Origin of the sequence: Stenotrophomonas sp. NPDC078853 (genome assembly GCF_044901215.1) — a bacterium.
Taxonomy (GTDB): domain Bacteria; phylum Pseudomonadota; class Gammaproteobacteria; order Xanthomonadales; family Xanthomonadaceae; genus Stenotrophomonas; species Stenotrophomonas lacuserhaii.
This window is the reverse complement of sequence record NZ_JBJDOQ010000009.1, coordinates 65,411-87,035: the sequence shown is the minus strand read 5'-3', so window position 1 is coordinate 87,035 and position 21,625 is coordinate 65,411. Positions and strand designations below refer to the sequence as shown.

12 protein-coding genes are annotated in these 21,625 nt (G+C 66.7%); 4 read left to right on the top strand and 8 right to left on the bottom strand.

Annotated elements, in window-relative coordinates; all coding sequences use genetic code 11:
* Positions 1 to 390 precede the first annotated feature (390 nt).
* Entirely contained in the window at positions 391 to 1,419 is a 1,029-nt protein-coding gene (locus ACI2JH_RS11085; RefSeq protein ID WP_182655859.1) for a LacI family DNA-binding transcriptional regulator, read from the top strand.
* A 96-nt stretch (positions 1,420 to 1,515) separates the two neighbouring features.
* Here ACI2JH_RS11085 and ACI2JH_RS11080 read toward each other — a convergent pair whose 3' ends face one another.
* The 4 genes from ACI2JH_RS11080 to ACI2JH_RS11065 all read right to left on the bottom strand — a co-directional run bounded on the left by ACI2JH_RS11080 (position 1,516) and on the right by ACI2JH_RS11065 (position 7,578).
* Positions 1,516 to 1,896, bottom strand: a complete 381-nt coding sequence (locus ACI2JH_RS11080) for an SseB family protein (RefSeq protein WP_101098255.1) — start codon at positions 1,894 to 1,896, stop codon at positions 1,516 to 1,518.
* 263 nt (positions 1,897 to 2,159) lie between these two features.
* A complete protein-coding gene (locus ACI2JH_RS11075; protein ID WP_404736201.1) occupies positions 2,160 to 3,878 on the bottom strand; it encodes an alpha-amylase family glycosyl hydrolase in 1,719 nt (572 codons plus the stop codon).
* Positions 3,878 to 5,377: an MFS transporter gene (locus ACI2JH_RS11070; RefSeq protein WP_404736200.1), complete on the bottom strand. Its 1,500-nt coding sequence runs from the start codon at positions 5,375 to 5,377 to the stop codon at positions 3,878 to 3,880. Before ACI2JH_RS11070 ends, ACI2JH_RS11075 begins: the two co-directional genes overlap by 1 nt.
* Positions 5,374 to 7,578, bottom strand: a complete 2,205-nt coding sequence (locus ACI2JH_RS11065; RefSeq protein WP_404736199.1) for a Six-hairpin glycosidase-like protein — start codon at positions 7,576 to 7,578, stop codon at positions 5,374 to 5,376. The genes ACI2JH_RS11070 and ACI2JH_RS11065 overlap by 4 nt, the downstream gene beginning before the upstream one ends.
* A 237-nt stretch (positions 7,579 to 7,815) precedes the next feature.
* Between ACI2JH_RS11065 and ACI2JH_RS11060 the strand changes: the two genes are divergently transcribed.
* On the top strand, positions 7,816 to 9,891 hold the full coding sequence (locus ACI2JH_RS11060) for a glycoside hydrolase family 97 protein (RefSeq protein ID WP_404736198.1): 2,076 nt from the start codon (positions 7,816 to 7,818) through the stop codon (positions 9,889 to 9,891).
* A gap of 190 nt (positions 9,892 to 10,081) precedes the next feature.
* Positions 10,082 to 12,847, top strand: a complete 2,766-nt coding sequence (locus ACI2JH_RS11055; RefSeq protein ID WP_404736197.1) for a TonB-dependent receptor — start codon at positions 10,082 to 10,084, stop codon at positions 12,845 to 12,847.
* 376 nt (positions 12,848 to 13,223) lie between these two features.
* Here ACI2JH_RS11055 and ACI2JH_RS11050 read toward each other — a convergent pair whose 3' ends face one another.
* Positions 13,224 to 14,840: an alpha-glucosidase family protein gene (locus tag ACI2JH_RS11050; protein WP_349999083.1), complete on the bottom strand. Its 1,617-nt coding sequence runs from the start codon at positions 14,838 to 14,840 to the stop codon at positions 13,224 to 13,226.
* A gap of 227 nt (positions 14,841 to 15,067) precedes the next feature.
* Between ACI2JH_RS11050 and ACI2JH_RS11045 the strand changes: the two genes are divergently transcribed.
* On the top strand, positions 15,068 to 16,066 hold the full coding sequence (locus ACI2JH_RS11045; RefSeq protein ID WP_042612709.1) for a polyprenyl synthetase family protein: 999 nt from the start codon (positions 15,068 to 15,070) through the stop codon (positions 16,064 to 16,066).
* An 84-nt stretch (positions 16,067 to 16,150) separates the two neighbouring features.
* Here the strand turns inward: ACI2JH_RS11045 and murD are convergent, their stop codons facing one another.
* The 3 genes from murD to ACI2JH_RS11030 all read right to left on the bottom strand — a co-directional run bounded on the left by murD (position 16,151) and on the right by ACI2JH_RS11030 (position 21,583).
* On the bottom strand, positions 16,151 to 17,557 hold the full coding sequence (gene murD, locus ACI2JH_RS11040; protein WP_404736196.1) for a UDP-N-acetylmuramoyl-L-alanine--D-glutamate ligase: 1,407 nt from the start codon (positions 17,555 to 17,557) through the stop codon (positions 16,151 to 16,153).
* A complete protein-coding gene (murL, locus tag ACI2JH_RS11035; protein WP_101098263.1) occupies positions 17,538 to 18,890 on the bottom strand; it encodes a UDP-N-acetyl-alpha-D-muramoyl-L-alanyl-L-glutamate epimerase in 1,353 nt (450 codons plus the stop codon). The genes murD and murL overlap by 20 nt, the downstream gene beginning before the upstream one ends.
* Positions 18,891 to 18,988: 98 nt before the next feature.
* Positions 18,989 to 21,583, bottom strand: a complete 2,595-nt coding sequence (locus tag ACI2JH_RS11030; RefSeq protein ID WP_182655848.1) for a bifunctional aspartate kinase/diaminopimelate decarboxylase — start codon at positions 21,581 to 21,583, stop codon at positions 18,989 to 18,991.
* Positions 21,584 to 21,625: the final 42 nt, after the last annotated feature.

Sequence of the window (21,625 nt, the reverse complement as noted above, 5' to 3'; positions counted from 1 at the left end):
CTGGGGTCGGTAGCGCCGAGCCGTGCTCGGCGGCGCACCTGCAGATTGCAGCTTTGCCCATGGCCGCTCGGGGCCGTCCTGCGCAGGATGGCGGCGCTGGTCCAGCGAGGCCCGCGGGGATCACAGTCCCCACTTGAGCAACACCCCCCGCGCTTTGCCCATGCTTCTTGGCGTCCGGGCAGAGAATGCATCGTCCCGTCGGTTCCATGGCGGGCGGTGCGCGGGGATCTTCGGATCCACCGGGAAAATAGCGGGGTAGCGTCCCCGGTACTGTGACCCGCACCGTCCGCCACCTCGTGCTCCGGCGCAGGTGGCCTTCCGGCGTGGCTCAAACCAGCGACCTGCGACAGCCCGTGGCATCATGAAGACCGTCACCCCAGCGCCGCGTTCATGACCATCAAAGGCAAAGCCACGTCCCTGGACATCGCCCACCTGGCCGGGGTTTCCCAGCCCACGGTGTCGCGTGCCCTGCGTGGCAGCCCGATGGTCAATGCCGAGACCCGCCAGCGCATCATCGCCATCGCCCGCGAGCTGAACTACAAGGTCGACAAGAACGCCTCCAGCCTGCGCCTGCGCAATGCCGGCACGCTGGCGCTGCTGTTCTTCGAAGACCCCACCACGGACGATTCGCTGATCAATCCGTTCTTCCACGCCATGCTGGGCTCGATCACCCGCGCCTGTGCCCTGCACGGCCGCGACCTGCTGGTGTCGTTCCAGCAGCTGTCCACCGATTGGCATACCGATTACGAAGACAGCAACAAGGCCGACGGCATCATCCTGTTGGGCTATGGCGACTACCACGAATCGCTGACCCGCCTGCAGCGACTGGTCGAGCAAGGCACGCACTTCGTGCGCTGGGGCGCCGCCCTGCCCGGCCAGCCCGGCGTATCAATCGGCAGCGACAACTACCAGGGCGGCTTCGACATCACCGCGCACCTGCTGGACCAGGGCTGCACGCGCATCGCCTTCCTCGGCCATGCCTCCAGCCATTATCCGGAGTTCCAGGAGCGTTACCGCGGGCACGTGGCGGCGTTGGAAGCACGCGGCCTGGCGGCCGATCCGCAGCTGCAGGTCGACGCCATCACCACCGAGGAATACGGGCAGACCGCCTGCGAGCTGCTGCTGACACGCGGCGTGCCATTCGATGCCATCTGCGCGGCCAGTGACCTGATCGCCATCGGCGCGCTGCGCGCCCTGCGCGAACACGGCCTGCGCGTACCGCAGGATGTGCGCGTCACCGGGTTTGATGATATTCCGTTGGCCGCTTCGGTATCGCCGCCGCTGACCACCGTGGCGCAGGACACCAAGCAAGCCGGCCAGCTGTTGGTGGAGAAACTGCTGGCGCTGGTGGCCGGCGAAACCGCCGAAGGGATGAGCATTCCGGTGAAACTGGTGCTGCGGGAGTCATCGCAGCGCTAGCGATCGTTCACTGGTATCGAGCAAGCTCAATACTACCCAAGCTCCAGACGCGCCCGTGCACTCGAAGTGTCGAGCTTGCTCGACACCTACCATGCGTCAAGCGAAATCCTTCAGGATCTCGCCCACGCCGGCCGGTGAAATCTCAAAGCCCAGCGTGGTGCCGGGATTGATCACCACACCGTAGCCGCCCGGTACGCGGCGCAGCACGTCCAGCATCAGCCAGCGGATCTGGTGCGGGGCCTGTTCGGAATGGAAGCCGACGCGCGCCGGATCGGTGAACACGGCGACGTGCAGCACGCCTTGCTTGTCGAACAGCAGGGGATCGAAGCCGCTGCCGTCGGGAGTGACCAGGCTGCCGGTGAGCAGCAGCACCTCGGAGGCAACGAAAGCCTGCATGAAGGCTTTGATCGGCAGTTGGCCGGCCATGGCGGTCTGCAGCAGGGTCTCGATCGGGGTCTGGGGCGGGAGGTCGGTCATGGCGGGTGGAGCGCGGCGGGCGGAAGCGTGATTGTACCTGCGGTAGTGAGGGCCGCTGGCGCGCTGTGGTGGGTGACGACCGTTGGTCGTCACGCTCTTGATTCAAGGGCAACAGCGTGACGACCAACGGTCGTCACCCACCGGAGCAGGAGCAGGAGCGTGACGACCAACGGTCGTCACCCACCGGCGCAGGAGCAGATGCATGACGGCCAGCGGCCGTCACTACCGAAGCGTAGGCACCCACAGACGCCGGTGCGGGGTGGTCAGGGGGTGGCGAGTCTGTGGGTGCGGGCGTGCTGGTCGGACATGGCGCGGTCGAGTTCGGCGCGCAGGGCGTCCTGCTGCACTGGGGCATCCAGTACGAACACCCTGATGCCGTGCGCGGGGACGTCGGCCTGAAGGGCGCCGGAGACCTTCACGCTGCCGCCGTCCAGGGCGTCGCGCCAGCTACCGGGCTGCACGTAACGTTTCACTTCGATGCGCGTTGCTGCATCGCCCTTGTTCAACAGCACCAGCGCGGTCTGGCTGACCCCGCCATGCTGCAGCACGCGGAAGAACACCGCTTCGTTGCCCTGCAGGCGCTCGTTGACCTGCAGCCCGCGCTGCAGCGCCGGGGTGGCTTTCCGCAGTTTCGCCACGCGCTGCAGCGGGGCGAAGATCGGGCTCTGCGGAGCGGCGTCCACGCGCTGCTGGCCGAAATACGCACGGTTGCCGGCGTGCTCGGCGCGGCCGCGCATGAAGCCGGTTTCCGATCCGTAGTACAGCACCGGGATGCCGCGCGCGGTGAACAGCCAGTTGTTCGCATCGATGAAGCCGGCATCGCTGGCATCCAGCCGCGGCATGTCATGGTTGTCGTAGAAACTCATCAGCTCATACGGGTTGGCATACGGCCCACCCAGCAGGTGCAGCGGCTCGGCCAGCGTCTCGAAACCCTTCTGCTTCAGGCCGAAGGTTTCTTCCATTGCCCCGCGCGAGGGGAAATCCAGCACGCTGACATTGGCGTTCGCCGGCCAGGTGTGCTCGGCGATCTTCGCCGCGTCGTAGTCGAACGCTTCGCCGAACATGAACATGCCCGGATGCTCGGCACGCACGCGGCGCACGAACGCGTTCCACCACGGGTGCGGCAGCCAGCCGATGGTATCGATGCGCAGCGCGTCCACGCCCTGCGCGGTCCACTGCAGGTAGGCACCGACCAGGTAATCCATCACTGCCGGGTTGTGTTCGTTGAAGTCGCCGAGCTCGGCCAGGTTGCCATCGAAAATCGAGCCCGTGGACGAATCCACCGGGCCGATGTTGTTATAGAACGCGTGCAGCGGGTTGTGCTTCGAATCCAGCTGCTGCGGCGCCAGGTTCTCGTGGTCGGCGATCAGCCTGCCGTCCTTGTCGAAGATCTGCCCGAATTGCGGCTGGCGCACCGGCATGGTCCACGAAGGCGAGCCGTGGTTGCCGACGATATCCAGCACTACTTTCAGCTTGGCTGCATGCAGGCCCTTGGTGAAGTCGGCGAACTGCAGGCCGGCGCTGGGCAGGTGTTCGTCCACCTTGTAGAAATTAGTGCCCCAGTACCCGTGGTAACCGGTCTTGCCGCGGTCGGTGAGGGTGCTGGTGCAGCTGATTTCCTTGCTGCCGGTGAACGCCTGGTCCGGGTTGTCGATGATGGGGGTGATCCACACCGCACCGAAGCCGAGGTTGCGGATGTAGTCCGCGTTGTCCAGCACGCCCTTGAAGTCACCGCCGAGGTAGCCGATGTTGCCGTCCACCTTGTCCGGGCACGGCACCGGGATGTCGAACGTGCGGTGCTTTCCACCCTGGTCTCGGTGATCGTTGGACGGGTCGCCGTTGACGAAGCGGTCGGTGACCACGAAGTACACCGCGTCACTGGCGAATGGTTCGGTGGTGCCCACGTACTCCGGGCGCGGGGCGGCGAGCGCCTGGCCAGCGAACAGGGCGAAACCTACAGCAACAGAGAGACGCACACGCATCACACCACCTCCGGACGGGACGGAACACGCAGCACGCACACGCCGGCCACGAGCAGGCTGCAGCCGCCCAGCACCAGCACCTGCATCGGCTGGCCACCCAGCCATGCGCGCAGGGCAAAGCCAAGCGCGCTGGCGGCCACCAGCTGCGGGATCACGATGAAGAAATTGAAGATGCCCATGTACACCCCCATCTTCGCCGCCGGCACGCTGTCCGACAGCAGGGCGTAAGGCAGGGACAGGATGGAGGCCCAGGCAAAGCCCACGCCCACCATCGACAGCAGCAGCCAGTGCGGATCGTCGATGAACATCATCGACACCAACCCCGCCCCGCCCAGCCACAGGTTGACCAGGTGGCTCCAGCGCAGCCCGATGGCGCGCACCATCAGCGGGATCAGCAATGCGGCCAGCGCGGCGAAGCCGTTGTACGCACCGAACAGCACGCCGACCCAGTTGGCGCCTTCGTTGTAGGCGGCCGATTGCGGATCGGTGGAACCAAAGTGGGTCCCGGCCACCGCGGCGGTGGTGTAGATCCACATCGCGAACAGCGCGAACCAGGAGAAGAACTGCACCCACGCCAGCCGTCGCATGGTGCCCGGCATGTTGCGCAGGTCATCGACGATGGTGGCCAGCATGTGCGTGCCGGGCAGCACGCGCGCCACGCCCAGCAGGATGCCGTAGGCCGCGCACAGGCCGGCCAGCACGTACAGCATCTTGTCCCCGCCCTGCCAGGCGATCAGAGCCGCCAGTACGATGCCCACCAGCAGCCACAGCACGATCTGCGCCCACGGTGGCACGCCGCGCGCGCCAACCGCATGGGCATGTGGCGGCTCCGCGTCGGCGAAGCCGGCCAACTCGGCCGGTGAGTATTCGCGCGTGCTGAGCACGGTCCAGGTGATCGCCGCCAGCAGCACCACCGCGCCGAAGTAGAACGCATAGCGCACGGTGTCCGGCACTTCGCCCGGCGCTGCGGTATTGGCCACGCCGAAGTGGGCCAGGATGAAGGGCAGGAAGCTGGCCACGATGGCACCCACGCCGATGAAGAAGCTCTGCATGGCAAAGCCGGTCGGCCGCTGGCGCGGCGCCAGCTGGTCACCGACGAAGGCACGGAACGGCTCCATCGATACGTTGATGGACGCATCCAGCACCCACAGCGTGCCCGCCGCGATCCACAACGTGGGCGAGTTCGGCATCACCAGCAGGGCCAGCGTGGTCAGTACCGCGCCGATCATGAAGAACGGGCGGCGACGGCCCCAGCGCGTCCAGGTGCGGTCGGACAGATAGCCGACGATGGGCTGCACCAGCAGGCCGGTCAGCGGTGCGGCGATCCACAACCCGGGCACCGCGTCCATCGACGCGCCGAGCGTTTCGAAGATGCGGCTGGCGTTGGCGTTCTGCAGCGCGAAGCCGAACTGGATGCCGAGGAAACCGAGGCACATGTTCCAGATCTGCCAGAACGACAGCTGCGGTTTGTCGGGCCGGGCGACGGCAGGACGGCTCATGGGCGATCCCCTGCAAGCGGGGCGATCGGTGCCAGCAGCAGCGCCTTGACGTCCGCCTCGTTGAGCAGGCCCGCGCGGCCGCCCTTGCCGCCGGTGTAGTGCGAAAAGTGCTGCAGCGCGCTCATGTTGAAGCCGTCCTGCAGCTGGAACGTGCAGGTGCCCGCAGGCAGGTCGAACTCGGCGGCAGTGGATTCCTGCACCGCCACGCTGTGCGGCATCACCATCGTATGCGACTGCGCGGGCTGTGCAGCGCAGCTGGCGACGAGCTGCTTCACCGCCGCCGTGACCCCGGTATTGATGGGTCCGTTGGGGTTGTTGAACTGCAGGCGCACGCGCACGCGACCGGCCGCGGGTTGCGTCCACGACCAGCGCTGCGCGCCAGGCAGGCGCTGCTGCGGGCCGATGCAGGTGGTTAGGCTGTGCAGCGATTCCAGCGTGCCTTCGCGGCGGGTCAGGCTGAGGCAGTGCTGCAGGCCGTCGTCGGCGATACGGACTGCGCCGTCATGCGCGTCGACAGCGGCACCGTCGCGCCACAGCACATGCTGGACTGGCACCGCGATGGCCCAGCCATTGCGCTCTTTTGTTGCGACCGGTGCCGCGGGCGTTGCCGGTGCGTAGGCAGAGGCAGGCGGGTGACCTGATACGCTGCTGGCCGGGGTGTGACCCCTTTCCGGCACCAACTGCACGATCGTGGTGTCACCGTCGCGCTGCACTTTTCCGGCCACCAGCAGCTCACCCTGCAGCACCTCAGGCTTCAGCAGGACATAGCGCCGGCCGTCCATCTGCAGGCTGATGCGATCACGCTTACCGAACAGCTGCGGCACCAGCGCGACCGGCAGTTTCGGCTGCACCCGGCCATCGGCTTCCACGCCGAACACGCCCTGCAGCACCATGTCCAAATAGCCGGCGACCGACCACAGCTGGCGCTCGGAGTTCACCACCGGGCCACTCAGCGCGCCTTCGTCGACATGGATCTTCTGCGTCAGCAGCTCGTAGTTTTCCATGTTGGAACCGGCCAGCGCAGCACCGCGCATCAGCGACTGGACTTCGCCGGTGATGCGCGGCGCATCGTCCAGCAGGCGCGCGGCGCGCAGCGAATACGCACTGACGAACGGCCAGATTGCGCGGTTGTGGTAGACCGGCTGGTTGCCTTCCTGCGGCCACACCACCGGGCTGCCTGCCGTACTCGCTGGATACGCAGCCAGCGCGCGGCGTGCGCGCTCGGTCGGCAGCACGCCGGCCAGTACACCCAGCGAGGTCGCCAGCAGATCGTACTTGGCGTAGGGCACCGGGTGCGCGGCTTCGCCGATGTAGCTCATGTACTGGCCGGCATCTTCGCGCCAGAAGCGCGCATCGATCTGCGGGCCCAGCGCATCGGCCCACGCCTTGTACTGCGCCGCGCGCGTGGCATCGCCGCGTTGACCCGCCAACTGCTCGCCAAGCCGCAGGGCCTGATAGTGCAGCACATTGGTGGACAGCGCGAAGGACTCGCCGATGAAGCGCACGTCCTCGCGGGTCCAGTCTGGATAGGTCTGCTCACGCCAATCCAGGAACGAGGTTTCGCCCCGGTACAGGCCGCTCGCCGCGTCGAACACCATCGCCCGGTCCTGCGCCAGCGTGCCCTGCAGCGCCTGCCAGACCTGCTCGGCGAAGGCGGTGTCATCCAACAGGTGGCGCGCGGCCAGGAACCACACGATGCGATCACTGCTGATCGGCCAGCTGCCGCCGGAGCCGGTGTCCTGCGCCACGAACAGGCCGGAGGTATGGCCATCGCGCGCTTCGGACAACTTGAACTGCAGCGACTGCCGGGTGCGCTGCGGATCCAGCCGCGCCAGCGCCAGGTCAGCGGCGAAGCTGACATCGCGCGTCCAGACATACGGCCAGTTGGCGCCGGTCTTGAAACATTCGCACGGCACCGGGCGGCCCCCGTCGAAGGAGGGATCGCGGATCGCCTCCACGCGGTCCTGGTCCAGTTCCTGCTGCGCAAGCGCGAACAGGGCATCGAACATCGCGCTGGCGGTATCGCTGCGCATCGCCTGCGCAGCAATGCGCACCTGGCGATCCGGCGTGTGCAGCACGAAGCCGCCACCGGCCACGGATTCGGCGCGCGCCGTGCGGCCAGCGAATTCCAGGTCGGCGGCATGCGCGGCCGAACCCAGCGTCGTCGCGATGGCGACGGTCAGGCAGATCATCTTCAGCATCGAAGCGGACGACCGGCTTGCGCCCGTCACCCTCCCTCCCTCTTTGCATGTTGTAGGTCCCTGCCTGCCAAGCGGCCGGCGGGGGCGCAACGCCTCCCTCAAGGCATCGTGCGGACATGGTAGACGGCAGGCGCCGGGGGCGGTCTGCCTGCATACGTATTCATGGCCTGTCGGGTCAGGCGGCCGTACCGGCTGGGCTATGGTCGGCGCAGTTCCTGCATCACCCTGGGAGGGGAAATGTCGCTGTTTTCGTTGTTGCTGCGTGGGCGCAGCAGGCCGTGGCTGGGCCTGGCCCTGCTGTTCGCCAGCCCGGTCCTGATGGCTGCCACCACTCCTTCGGCCAGCGTCGAATCGCCGGGGAAGATCCTGAAAGTGACGCTGCAGGTGGACGGCGGGACGGCCCGCTACCAGGTGCAGCGACTCGGCGATGCGGTGGTGGACGCATCCAAGCTGGGCTTCGAACTGCGTGATGGCCGGCTGGACCGCGACTTTGAAATCACCGGCAGCAGCACCCGCGCCTTCGATGAAACCTGGGAGCAGCCGTGGGGCGAGCGTCGACTGACCCGCAACCACTACAACGAACTGACCGTTTCCCTGCGCCAGACCACCGGCGACAAGCGCCGGCTGGAGGTGGTGTTCCGGGTGTTCGATGACGGCGTGGGCTTTCGCTACGTGTTTCCGCAGCAGCCGGGACTGGCCGAGGCGATCATCGATGAGGAGCTGACCGAGTTCGCCATCGCCCAGCCGTCCACGGCCTGGTGGATCCCGGCCGGCGAGCCGATCCATTATGAATACCTCTATGCGCGCACGCCGCTGCAGGAAGTGCCGCTGGCGCATACGCCGATCACCCTGCGCAGCGACGCCGGACTGCACGTGGCCATCCACGAAGCCGCGCTGGTGGACTATGCCGGCATGTGGCTGCGCCGCACCGAAGGCCAGCGCCTGCGCGCGCAGTTGTCACCGTCCGCCGATGGCTGGAAGGTGCGCCGTGCCCTGCCCTTCAGCACGCCGTGGCGCACGCTGCAGATCGCCGACCGCGCGGGTGGACTGGTCGAATCGGACCTGATCCTCAACCTCAACGAACCCAATGCGCTGGGCGATGTCAGCTGGGTCAAGCCATCGAAGTATCTCGGGGTGTGGTGGTCGATGCACCTGGACGAGGAAAGCTGGGCCACCGGCCGGCGCCACGCCGCCACCACCGCTAAGACGAAGAAAGTGATTGATTTCGCCGCCGCAAACGGCTTCCGTGGCGTGCTGGTGGAAGGCTGGAATCCCGGCTGGGACGGCAACTGGGTGGGCAACGGGTATGACTTCGACTTCATCCGCGCGACGCCGGACTTCGATATCGAGGCGCTGTCCGCCTACGGTGCGAGCAAGGGCGTGCACCTGGTGGGTCACCATGAAACCGGCTGCGCCATCGACCATTACGAGGACCAGCTGGGCGCGGCGCTCGATCTGTATGCGCGCTTGGGCGTGGATTCGTTCAAGACCGGCTACGTCTGCGATGACGGCCAGGTGGACCGACGCAACCCGGCCGGTGGCCCGCTGCTGCGCGAATGGCATGACGGCCAGTTCATGGCCCGCCACCACCTGAAGGTAGTACAGGAAGCGGCCGCACGCAGGCTCGCGGTCAACCCGCACGAACCGATCAAGGACACCGGCCTGCGCCGCACCTATCCGAACTGGATATCGCGCGAAGGCGCACGCGGCATGGAGTACAACGCGTGGGGCCAGCCGCCCAATCCGCCCGAGCACGAGGTCAACCTGGTGTTCACCCGGATGCTGTCCGGGCCGATGGATTACACCCCCGGGGTGCTGTCATTGAAGGGCCGCCATGGGCAGGCGATTCCCAGCACGTTGGCCCGCCAGCTGGCGCTGTACGTGGTGCTGTACAGCCCGATCCAGATGGCCGCCGACCTGCCCGGGCATTATCAGCAGCACCTGGACGCGTTCCAGTTCATCAAGGACGTGGCGGTGGACTGGGAACAGACCCGCGTGCTGGACGGTGAGGTCGGCGACTTCGTCACCATCGTCCGCCGCGACCGCAACAGCAGCGACTGGTTCCTGGGCAGCATCACCGACGAACACGGCCGCGTGCTGCCGATATCACTGGGCTTCCTGGAACCGGGCGTGCGCTACCGCGCGGAGATCTACCGCGACGGCGACGGTGCGGATTTCCGCAGCAACCCGTTCGCGTTCGTGCGCGAGACGCGCGAAGTGACCAGCGCCGACCAGCTGACCCTGGTGCTGGGGCCCGGCGGCGGCCAGGCGATCCGCTTCAAAAAGGGGACGGAGGGAATTAATTCAAATTAATTCCCTCCGCCCCCTTTTTGTAATCGCTTACACCGCACGTCGTCGCATTGAATACGTATGCAGGCTGATTCCAGCGCGCGGCGCGCTGCATACCATAGCGTCGCAGTCAGCGGCCACCGTGCCGCGACCCGTATCGGCAGTGCCGGCGCGGACCACAACTAGATTCGGCAACATTGCCTGGGAGGGGAAAATGTCGAACCACAAGCGCAACGCGCTGTCATTGGCGCTGGCCGTCGCACTGTCACCGGTACTCGCATTCGCGCAGTCCACCACGTCCACCACCGCCACCGGCCAGACCGGTTCTGCGGCGACCAACCTGGATGCGGTGCAGGTCACCGGCATCCGCCGCGGCATCGAGAACGCCATCGCGGTGAAGCAGGACGCCACCTCGGTGGTGGAAGTCATTTCCGCCGAAGACATCGGCAAGCTGCCCGATGTCAGCATCGCTGAATCACTTGCGCGCCTGCCCGGCCTGGCCGCCCAGCGCGTGGCCGGCCGCGCCCAGGTGATCAGCGTGCGTGGCCTGTCGCCGGACTTCGCCACCACCCTGCTCAATGGCCGCGAAGTGGTCAGCACCGGTGACAACCGCAGCGTCGAGTTCGACCAGTACCCGTCCGAACTGGTCAACGGCGTGACCGTGTACAAGACCCCCGATGCGGCGCTGGTCGGCCAGGGTCTGTCGGGCACCATCGACATGCAGACCGCCCGTCCGCTGAGCTTCCCGGACCGCGTGATCGCAGTCAGCGGGCGCTACCAGAAGAGCTCGCTGGGCGAAGCCGCTGGCGTGGACGAGTTCGGCAACCGCTTCAGCGCCAGCTACATCGACCAGTTCCTGGACAAGACGCTGGGCATTGCCATCGGTTACGCGCACAGCGACAACCCGATCCAGGAAAACCAGGTCGGTCTGTACGAGCCGTGGACCACCGAACACACCGACAACGGCAACCGGCCGGGGCTGGCCCCGGGCGTTGCCTTCAGCGATGGCATCAAGGCGCTGCGCCGTACCGGCAACAACAAGCGCGACGGCGTGATGGCCACCGTGCAGTTCCGGCCGTCCAACAGTTGGACCAGCACGCTGGATGCCTTCCACACCGAAGCCGAACAGATCGACACCGCCAACCAGTTCGAGGTCAACCTCAGCAACTTCAACGGTGGCTACACGCCGGGCCTGCTGATCAGCAATCCGCAGGTGAATGCCGATGGCACCTTCGCAGGCGGCACCGCCAGCGGTGTCTACCCGCTGGTGCGTGGCATGTATAACAAGCGCGAAGACAAGATCGATGCGTTCGGCTGGAACAACGAGTTCACCTTCGGCAACGGCGTCAAGCTGGTGGCCGACGTGAACTACTCCAAGGCCACCCGCGATGAGCTGAACCTGGAAAACAACCTGCAGCTGACCCCGATGCCGCAGCTGGATACCATCGGTCTGGTGGTCAACCCTAACGGTTTCTCGCAGATCACCCCGGGGCTGGACTACTCCAATCCCGATGCGTTGTTCCTGACCAACACCATCTACGGCTCCGGCTACGGCAAGGTGCCCACGGTGGAAGACCGCCTGAAGGGCGCGCGCGTGGCACTCACCCTGCCGGCGCCGGAAGGCCTTTCCCCGGTGTTCGCCGACTTCGACATCGGCGTCAACTACGCCGACCGCCAGAAGGACAAGACCCAGGCCGAGGGCAACATCCTGCTCGGTGCACAGGGCGATGCGAATATTGCCGCGGACCTGCAGCGTGACCGGGTCAACCTGGGCTTCGCCGGCATCGGCTACATCCCGGCCTGGAACGTGCCGGCCGCGGTCGAGCGCTACATGGAGTTCAACCCGGTCACCGATCTCGATTACCTGATTCCCAAGTCGTGGACGGTGCAGGAGAAGATCACCACCGCCTGGCTGCGCGCCAACATCAACACCGATATCGGCGTGGTCGGCGTGCGCGGCAACATCGGCGTGCAGATGCAGCACGCCGACCAGAGTTCGCAGTCCAACTACTTCGATCGCTCGCGTCCGGCCGGCCAGAACGTGCTGCCGATCGACGCCGGCAAGACCTACAACGACTGGCTGCCGAGCTTGAACCTGGCCTTCATGTTCCCGCACCAGCAGACCCTGCGCTTCGCCGCGGCCAAGCAGGTGGCGCGCCCGCGCGTGGACCAGATGCGTGCCGGCCTGGAGTTCGGCGTGGACACCGCCACCGGGCGTCCCGGCGGCAGTGGCGGCAACCCGCTGCTGGATCCATGGCGTGCCACCGCGCTCGACCTGTCCTACGAAAAGTACTTCGGTGAACGCGCCTACGTGGCGGCTGCGGTGTTCTACAAGGACCTGAAGAGCTACGTGTACACCCAGTCGGTGGACGACTACGACTTCTCCGATCTGCTGGCCAGCTACGTGCCGCCGCCGGGCATGGTGGCACCGGTGCTGCAGACCGGAACGTTCTCTTCGCCGCAGAACGGCAAGGGCGGTACCCTGCGCGGCCTTGAACTGACCGCTTCGCTGCCGCTGGACATGTTCACCGATGCCCTGCGTGGCTTCGGCGTGCAGGCCAGCGCGACCTTCAACGACAGCGACATCGAGATCCTGGATCCGGAAAGCGCCTCCAGCGTGGGCAGCGATCCGATCGCCCTGCCCGGCCTGTCCGACCGCGTGTACAACTTCACCGCCTACTTCGAACGCAATGGGTTTGAAGCACGCGTGAGCCAGCGCCGTCGTTCGGACTTCATCGGTGAAATCGGCAACTTCAACGGCAACCGCACGCTGCGTTACGTGGTGGGCGAGAACGTGACCGACGCGCAGGTGAGCTACACCTTCAGCGACAGCAGCACGATGGCCGGCCTGACCCTGCTGCTGCAGGGCACCAACCTGACCAACGAACCGTACCGCACCTATGCGGGCACCACCGATCGCCCGCTGGAATACGTGGAATGGGGCCGCACCTACATGCTGGGCGTGAACTACAAGTTCTGACCCTGCCTCTGCGGGACTGAGCAGAATGGCGCCCTCATGGGCGCCATTTTTTTTCCGGCGTGTGGCAAGCACCCGTCGTGCCCGGTTCACCGGCCCGCTCAGCCAGGGCAGCCAGGGCAGCCAGCTACCAGCCTGCCATCGTTGTTACAGACGTGGCGGTCGTGTCGCAGGCTGCACCGGGCAGCGCACACATCACCGTGACTGTCGCGGGATGGTGTTCATGTCGGTTCCGTTCTGTGGCGGGAGCCTGCAATCTGCCTTGCCGCTCTGACGCTGTCGTCCAGCACAGTTCGCTTCACGCCTTGGAACCCGACCAAAAAAAGGGGCGCGGCTCCTCGGCCGCACCCCTTCAACTACCACCAACGGAGAAAAACGATCAGTCGATGCGACGTGCGCAGTACACCGCGTGCGCAGGAAGCACCATGTCCACGCCATCGATCGCGCCCGCATCCGGACCCGGCACCTCCACTGCCCGCCACGCCCCTGCGGGTAGCGGGTGGCGTACCGGCTGGGAGGACAGATTGAAGGCCAGCAGCAGCCGTTCTTCGCCCAGCGTGCGTTCGAACAGCAGCACCGGCTCGGCACTGTCCAGGAACTGGATGGCACCGTGCATCAGCACCGGCTGCGTGCGTCGCCAGGCCAGGAAGCGACGGAAAGCAGACAGCACCGAATCCGGCTGGGCTTCCTGCACGGCGACCGCGCGCGACTGATGGTCGGCCGGGATCGGCAACCATGGCGTGCCTGTGGTGAAACCAGCCAACGGCGCATCGCGCCACGGCAATGGGGTCCGGCAGCCGTCGCGGCCCTTGAAGTTCGGCCAGAAGGTGATGCCGTAGGGGTCCTGCAGCGCCTCGAACGGGACATCGGCCTCGCCCAGGCCGAGCTCCTCGCCCTGGTACAGGCAGATGGAACCGCGCAGCGAACAGAGCATCGCCACCAGCATCCGGGCCAGGCGCGGATCGGCCGGATGCCCGCCCCAGCGGGTCACCGCGCGCTCCACGTCATGGTTGGAGATGGCCCAACACGGCCAGCCCTCGGTCATCGCGGTTTCCAGGCGCGATACCGTATCGCGGATATAGGCCGCGCTGTAATCATCCACCAGCAGCTCGAAGCTGTAACCCATGTGCAGGCGCTTGGCGGTGGTGTATTCGGCGGTGGTGGCCAGTGAATCCTCCGAGGAGATTTCGCCCAGGCTGACCGCACCCGGATACTGGTCCAGCAACGCGCGCAGTTCTTCCAGGAACGGCAGGTTCTCCGGCTGGGTATTGTTGAAGTAGTGGTACTGGTAGGCGTACGGATTGTCCGGACTGAAACCCCGTCCGACGCGCTTGTCCGCCGGCTTCGGCGGATTGTCACGCAGCTGCCGGTCATGGAAGCAGAAATTGATCGCGTCCAGGCGGAATCCATCCACCCCGCGATCCAGCCAGAACCGCACGTTGTCCAGCGTGGCCTTCTGCACCGCCGGATTATGGAAATTCAGGTCCGGCTGGTCGGCCAGGAAGTTGTGCAGGAAGTATTGCTCGCGCCGCGGCTCCCACTGCCACGCCACGCCACCGAACAGTGACATCCAGTTGTTGGGCGCGGTGCCGTCCTCGCGCGGGTCGGCCCAGACATACCAGTCCGCCTTCGGATTGGTGCGGTCCTGGCGGCTCTCGCGGAACCAGTCGTGTTCGATCGAGGTATGGCTCAGCACCTGGTCGATCATCACCTTCAGGCCCAGCGCATGCGCCTTGGCCAGCAGCCGGTCGAAATCGTCGAGGTTGCCGAACAGCGGATCCACGTCGCGGTAATCGGCGATGTCATAGCCGAAGTCGGCCATCGGCGATCTGAAGAACGGCGAGATCCAGATTGCGTCCACGCCGAGCGCGGCGATGTAGTCCAGGCGGTCGATGATGCCGGGCAGGTCGCCGACTCCATCGCCATTGGCATCGAGGAAACTGCGCGGGTAGATCTGGTAGATGACGGCGCCGCGCCACCATGGCGTATTGGACATCAGGCCCCCCTCCGGGCTCTGTTGGCCCCTGCGGAAACACGGGCCGGAATGCAGCGATGGAAGCTTAGCCTCGGGCCCTGTGGCGTGGTGCTGCCTGCATACGTATTCACGGCAACCGGTGCCTTCACTCGTCCATCCAGCGGCCACCAGCGCCGTGTCCGGGCCGGCATGCGCCCGAATTCACGGCCAGCGCCTATAATCGGCGGCGAGCCTTGAAGCCAGACCGCATGACCATCATCGAAGACACCCGTGCCGCCCTGGGCCTGCCCCAGATCCAGACGCTTGCCGCCGACGACATGGCCGCCGTCGATGCCCTGATCCGGCGCCGGCTTGCTTCGGACGTGGTGCTGATCAACCAGATCGCCGACCACATCATTTCCGCCGGCGGCAAGCGCCTGCGCCCGATGCTGGTGATGCTGGCCGGCCGCGCGGTCGGCGGCGCCGGCCCGGAACACCACCAGCTGGCGGCGATCATCGAGTTCATCCACACCTCCACGCTGCTGCACGATGACGTGGTTGACGAATCCAGCCTGCGCCGTGGTCGCAGCACCGCCAACGCGCTGTGGGGCAACGCGCCCAGCGTGCTGGTGGGTGATTTCCTGTATTCGCGCAGCTTCCAGCTGATGGTGGAACTGGACCGCATGCCGGTCATGCGGATCCTGGCCGACACCACCAACCGCATCGCCGAAGGTGAAGTGCTGCAGCTGCTGCACGTACATAACCCCGATACCGACGAGGCCGCCTACCTGCGCGTGATCGAGCGCAAGACCGCGGTGCTGTTCGCCGCCGGCACCCGCCTGGGCGCGCTGGCCAGCGGGGTGGACGAGGCCACCCAGCAGGCGCTGTACGACTATGGCATGGCGCTGGGCTACGCGTTCCAGATTGCCGATGATGTGCTGGATTACTCGGCCAACGCCGAAGAACTCGGCAAGAACCTCGGCGATGACCTGGCCGAAGGCAAAGCCACCCTGCCGCTCATCCACGCCATGGCCCATTCGGACGAGGCGACCCGCCAGCGCCTGCGCAGCATCGTGCAGGACGGTGATGCCAGCGCGATGCCCGAGGTGCTGGCCGCGATCCACGCCACCGGCGGGCTGGCCTACAGCCGCAACCGCGCCGAGGAATACGCCGCAGCCGCCGAGCGGGCACTGGACGGCCTGGCCGACAACGATGCGGTAGCCGCCCTGCGCGGCCTGGCCCGCTACGCCGTCAGCCGCAGCCACTAATGTTCAAAAAAGGGGACGGAGGGGATTAAGTCGCAATTGGCCGCCTTGTGGCCAATTGCGACTTAATCCCCTCCGTCCCCTTTTTTACAGGCCGATACCGGGAATGGCGCTGATCAGGTCCGGGTCGAAACCGGCGAGCTCGGCGAAGTGACGGCCACGGGCGACGTAATCGCGGTACACGCCATAGCTGGGTGCGCCGGGTGACAGCAGCACCACCCCGCCCGCATCGCCGAGTGCAGCGCGTGCCAGCGTCATCGCCTCGGCAAGGTCCGCGGCGACGTGCAGGCCGAAGCGGCCGGCATCGGCCAGCGGCTGCAGCAACGCGTTGATGCGCGGCCCGTTGGCGCCCATGGTGATGATCTCCAGCGGCGGTTGGTCGTGTGCCATGTGCTGGACGAAGTCACTCCAGTCCAGCCCGCGGTCGTGCCCGCCCACCAGCAGCGCGATGCGTTGCCCGGCAAAACAGTCCAGCGCGGCCAGGCTGGCGTGCGGGGTGGTGCTGATCGAATCGTTGACGTAGACCACGCCCTCGCGCGCACCGATGCGCTGCAGCCGGTTGGGCAACGGCCGGAACGACTGCACCGCCGGCGCCAGCGCCACCGCGTCCAGCCCCAGCGCCTCGATGGCCGCCAGCACCGCGCACAGGTTGCCGCGGTTGTGCCGCCCCGGCAGCGGCGTATCGCTGCTGTCGAACACCGGCTGTCCGCCGCGGTGCACGATGTCGCCGCGCATGTGCCAGCCGCTCGGCTGGTTGAACCAGATCACCTCGCTGTCCGGCAGGGACAGTGCAGCAAGATGCGGATCAGCCGCGTTCAGCACCGCGATGCGCGGCGCGCCTTCGGTGACCAGCGCCAGCTTGTCCTGGAGGTAACGCTGTTCGCTGCCATGCCAGTCCAGATGCTCCGGGAACAGGTTCAGCACCACCGCGACCTGCGGGTGCGCTCCGCTGCGGGCGACCTCGCGAGTCTGGTAACTGGACAGTTCCACTGCCCAGTAATCCGGTGCCGGCTGCGGATCCAGCACCTCCAGCAGCGGCAGCCCGATGTTGCCCACCAGCCCGGTGCGATGCCCCGCAGCGCGCAACAGGTGCGCCAGCAGCGAAGTTGTCGTGCTCTTGCCCTTGGTGCCGGTGACGCAGATCGCATTGCCCACCGTGCCATCGTCCGCCGCATGTTCGGCGAACCACAGCGCGGTGCCGCCGATGAACTGCGTGCCCTGCGCCAGTGCGGCCTGTGCCACCGGCAGGTACGGGCTGATGCCGGGCGATTTGATCACCACCTCGAAGCCGGCCAGCAGCTCCGCGCTGGGCTCCCCGCGGACATCCAGCGTGCCGCCGGCCTCTGCCCGCGCCGCATCCACTTCGGCGGCCGGGCAGAACAGGGTAAGCGGCAGCGCCGGCAATCGCGCGCGCAGTACGGCATGCGCCGCACGTCCCTCACGGCCCCAGCCCCACAAGGCGACCCGCCTTCCCTCAAGCTGCGAAATCTTCACGCACCCGCTCCCACAACGCGGCCGGGATGCGATGCTCGCCCTGCAGTTCCAGCATCGGCTCCAGCGCCAGCTCGGCCAGATCCAGCTGCGGCAGGATCTCGTTGCAGAAGCGCTTCACCAGCGCGTCTTCCTTCCAGTCCGGACGGCTGGCCAGGGTGGCCATTGCCGCGCGCGACTCCTTGCCCTCGCCCACGCATTCAAACGGCTTGTGGTCCTGGAATTCCAGCAGGGCATCGAAGCCACCGGCCTGGTCCAGGTCATCCAGCAGGTTGCGTCCAAAGATGCGCACCAGCCGCGCCTTGGACATGAATGGTGCGAGCGCCAGGAACACGAAGTGGCACTTCGGGCATACGCCACACCAGCGGTTGACCGGGCGCTCGCCAAGGATGTGGAAGTTGCGGTTGCAGCTGGAGAAATGCGCGTCGTAGAAATCGGTCTTGGCGAACTGCCGCGCCACGGCCAGCTCGGACATCGGCCGCAGCAGCGAGTAATACTGCAGGTCGGCGGCGACGTAGCGCTGCACGTGGCGGCCGAAGGCCTGTTCAAAGGCCCAGCCCTTGGACCACTGATGGTTGACCTCGCCGGTACCGGGGATCTGGCTGCCATAGCTGGCCGAACGTTCATTGGAAAACACCACCTGGTCCACGCCCTGCAGCAACGCGGCCAGCACCATGATGGCCGAGTTCACCGCGGTCACCGGGATGTGCCCGTTCCAAGCACCCTGGCGGTTGAGCTCGAACAGTTCCGGTGCCAGCGCGCGGCCGAGGTTGAGGGTCGGCAGGCCGGTACGCTCGGCGCAGGCGCGGATCAACTGCGAGCCGCCGATCCAGGTGACCGTCTCGTCCACGCCGGCACGGCGCAGCGCTTCGATGCTGACCAGCGAATCCTTGCCGCCGCCGATAGCCACCAGCGCATGGGACTGCAGGCCCAGCGTCGGCGCCGGCGAGACCTCGCCGGCCACCGGCAGGCGGAAGCGCCCGCGCAGGTTCAGGCCGTTGCGGTAGGCGAACTCGCCGAGTCCGTGCAGGTAGATGCTTTCCACCAGCGCTGCGGTTTCCGCGTCGATCGCGTAGCCCTCGATGGCCACCGTGTCCGGCACGCCCGCCTTGTAGTAACTCACCCCGGCGATCAGGTGCAGCAGCTGCAGCGCGCGTTGCACGGCCGCGGCGCGTTCCGGCGACAGATTGAACGGGGCGCCGGGCACGGTGATGGTTTCCACCATCTCCGGGCCGTGGTCGAAGGCGTAGACCAGGCGCGCCACGCCGGTGTCGGCTGCGAAATCGCAGCGCACGAAGCGGAAGCAGGCAACCTGGTGTTTATCGAAAGCAGTCATGGGGTATCCGGATCAGGCACGTTTGCGTGCAGGCACGCAGGCGGTGTTGGCAGGCGGGTGATGCACGGCGCTGTGCGCCAGCGCGGAGAAAACGGTCCTCATTCCAGGATGTCCTCGCGCGGCATCGCACGCTGGTTGTAGGTACTGGCCATCACGTAGCCGTAGGCACCGGCGTCGGCCACCACCATCACATCATCCGGTGCGGTGGTCGCCGGCAGCTTGCGGCGCTTGCCGAACACATCGCTGGACTCGCAGATCGGCCCGACCACGTCGAACGCGGCTTCGGCGTAGCCGCCCTGCCGGCTCAGGTTTTCGATGTCATGCCAGGCGTCGTACAGCGCCGGACGGATCAGCGTGTTCATGCCGGCATCCAGGCCGACGCGGCGCACGCCTTCCTTCTCCACCACCTGGGTGCAGCGGGTCAGCAGCACGCCCGATTCGGCCACAAGATAACGGCCCGGTTCGATCGCCAGGCGGAAGGCTGGATGCACCGCCTTGACCTCGGCCAGGCCTTCGGCCCAGGCCTCCAGGTCGAACGGCTCGTCTTCCTCGCTGTACGGAATCGGCATGCCGCCGCCGATGTCGATGGTCTGCACGGTGCCGATGCGGCGGGCGAAACCGGCCAGTTCATCGCACATCAGGCGCCAGTGCTGCGCCGTTTCCACGCCGCTGCCCAGGTGAGCGTGCAGGCCGACGATGGTGGTGCCCAGCTCGGTGGCCACGCGCACGAACTCATCCACGCGTGCCATCGGCAGGCCGAACTTGGATTCCTTGCCGCCAGTGCGCACCTTGGCGTGGTGGCCTTCGCCACGACCCAGGTCCACGCGCAGCCACAGTTCACGGTTGCGGAACAGGTCCGGCCAGCGCTGCAGGGCTTCCACGTTGTCCACGGTGACGGTAACGCCGAGCGCGAACGCCGCTTCAAATTCCTCGCGCGGGCAGAAGCTGGGGGTGAACAGCACGCGCCGGGGCGACAGTCCGGGCAGCACGTTGAACACGTGCTTCAGCTCACCGTGGGATACGCACTCCAGGCCGAAGCCCTCCGCTTCCAGCGTTTCCAGGATGGCAGGATGGCTGTTGGCCTTGATCGCGTAATAACGCTGGTCGATCGGGGTGATCGCGGCCAGTGCGCGGGCACGGGCGCGCACCGTGGGCAGATGGTAGACATAGCGCGGTGTGCCGGCTTCGGCCAACTGCAGCAGGTGCGCACGCTGGCCCCGCCACCACGGCGTGCCGCGCGGACGCACGGTGCCGGCGATCTCGCGCCAGCGCGGACCGAACACCGCGGTTTCTTCCACCGGCATCGCACCGCTGTCGATCAGCTCGGCGTGCAGGATCGGCAGCAGCCCGTCAGCGTCAGCCTCATCGATGACGAAGGTCAGGTTGAGGTCGTTGGACGACTGCGAAATCATGTGCACGCGCTCGCGGCCGAACGTCGCCCACACATCGGAAAGCTTGTGCAGCAGCGAGCGCATGCCGCGGCCGACCAGGGTGATCGCCGCGCAGGGCACGATGATCTTGACCTTGCAGATCTGCGACAGGTCGGCCGACAGCGCTGACAACACATCGGTGTTGACCAGGTTCTCGGACGGATCCAGCGACACGGTCACGTTGGTTTCGGCCGAACCGATCAGGTCCACCGAGAGCCCATGCTTCTTGAACAGGCCGAACACATCGGCCAGGAAGCCGACCTGCTGCCACATGCCGATGCCTTCCATCGACACCAGCACGATGCCATTGCGGCGGCTGATCGCCTTCACCCCCGGCACCGGCGCGGCGCTGCCGTCGATGCTGGTACCCGGCAGTTCGGGGCGCTCGGTATCCAGGATAGCCATCGGCACGCCGGCATCGCGGCACGGCTTGATCGAGCGCGGATGCAGCACCTTGGCGCCGGTGGTGGCGATTTCCTGCGCTTCGTAATAGTCCAGCCGGGTCAGCAGGCGGGCGTCGGGCACATCCTTCGGATTGGCGCTGAACATGCCGGGGACGTCGGTCCAGATCTCCACGCGGCTGGCGCCGAGCAGCGCACCGAAGTACGCCGCCGAGGTATCCGAACCGCCCCGGCCGAGGATCGCGGTGCCGCCGTCGGCGTGGCGCGCGATGAAGCCCTGGGTGATCAGCAGGCGGGTCGGCTGCGCACGGAAGCGCTGCGCCCACGCGTCATCGGATTTCCACTGGCAGTTCACCGAAAGACGCTGCGACCACGGGCTCTGGTTGGGCAGCGGCGGCAGCGCATCCAGCCACTGCCGCGCATCCATCCAGCCCATGTCCAGGCCGTTCTGGTGCAGGTAGGCGGCACCGATGCTGGACGACAACAGTTCGCCCTGGCCCAGCACTTCGGCCTGCCAGTCCAGCGTGCGTGCAGCGCAGCGCGCATCGTCGAGCAGCGCCTGCAGCGCCGCCAGGCGCTCGGCCAGCACCGCGCGCGGCAGCTCCAGTTCGTCCAGGAAGGCCTGGTGGCGTTCGACCAGCGCGGCCACGCGCTCACGGCTGTCGGCCGCGCCATCGGCGATGGCGGTCAGTTCGTTGGTGACCCCGGACAGCGCCGAGACCACCACCAGCACGCGCGAGCCGGTCTCTTCCGCACGTTTTTTCGCCAGTTTCCCGATCGTGTCCCAGCGATGGCGACGCGACACCGAAGTGCCGCCGAACTTGAGGACGATCCAGCGATCGACAGGGGAAGAAACTGGCATGTAAGTATTCTGGTTATGGTGGGGAGGCCGCCCGCAAGGAGC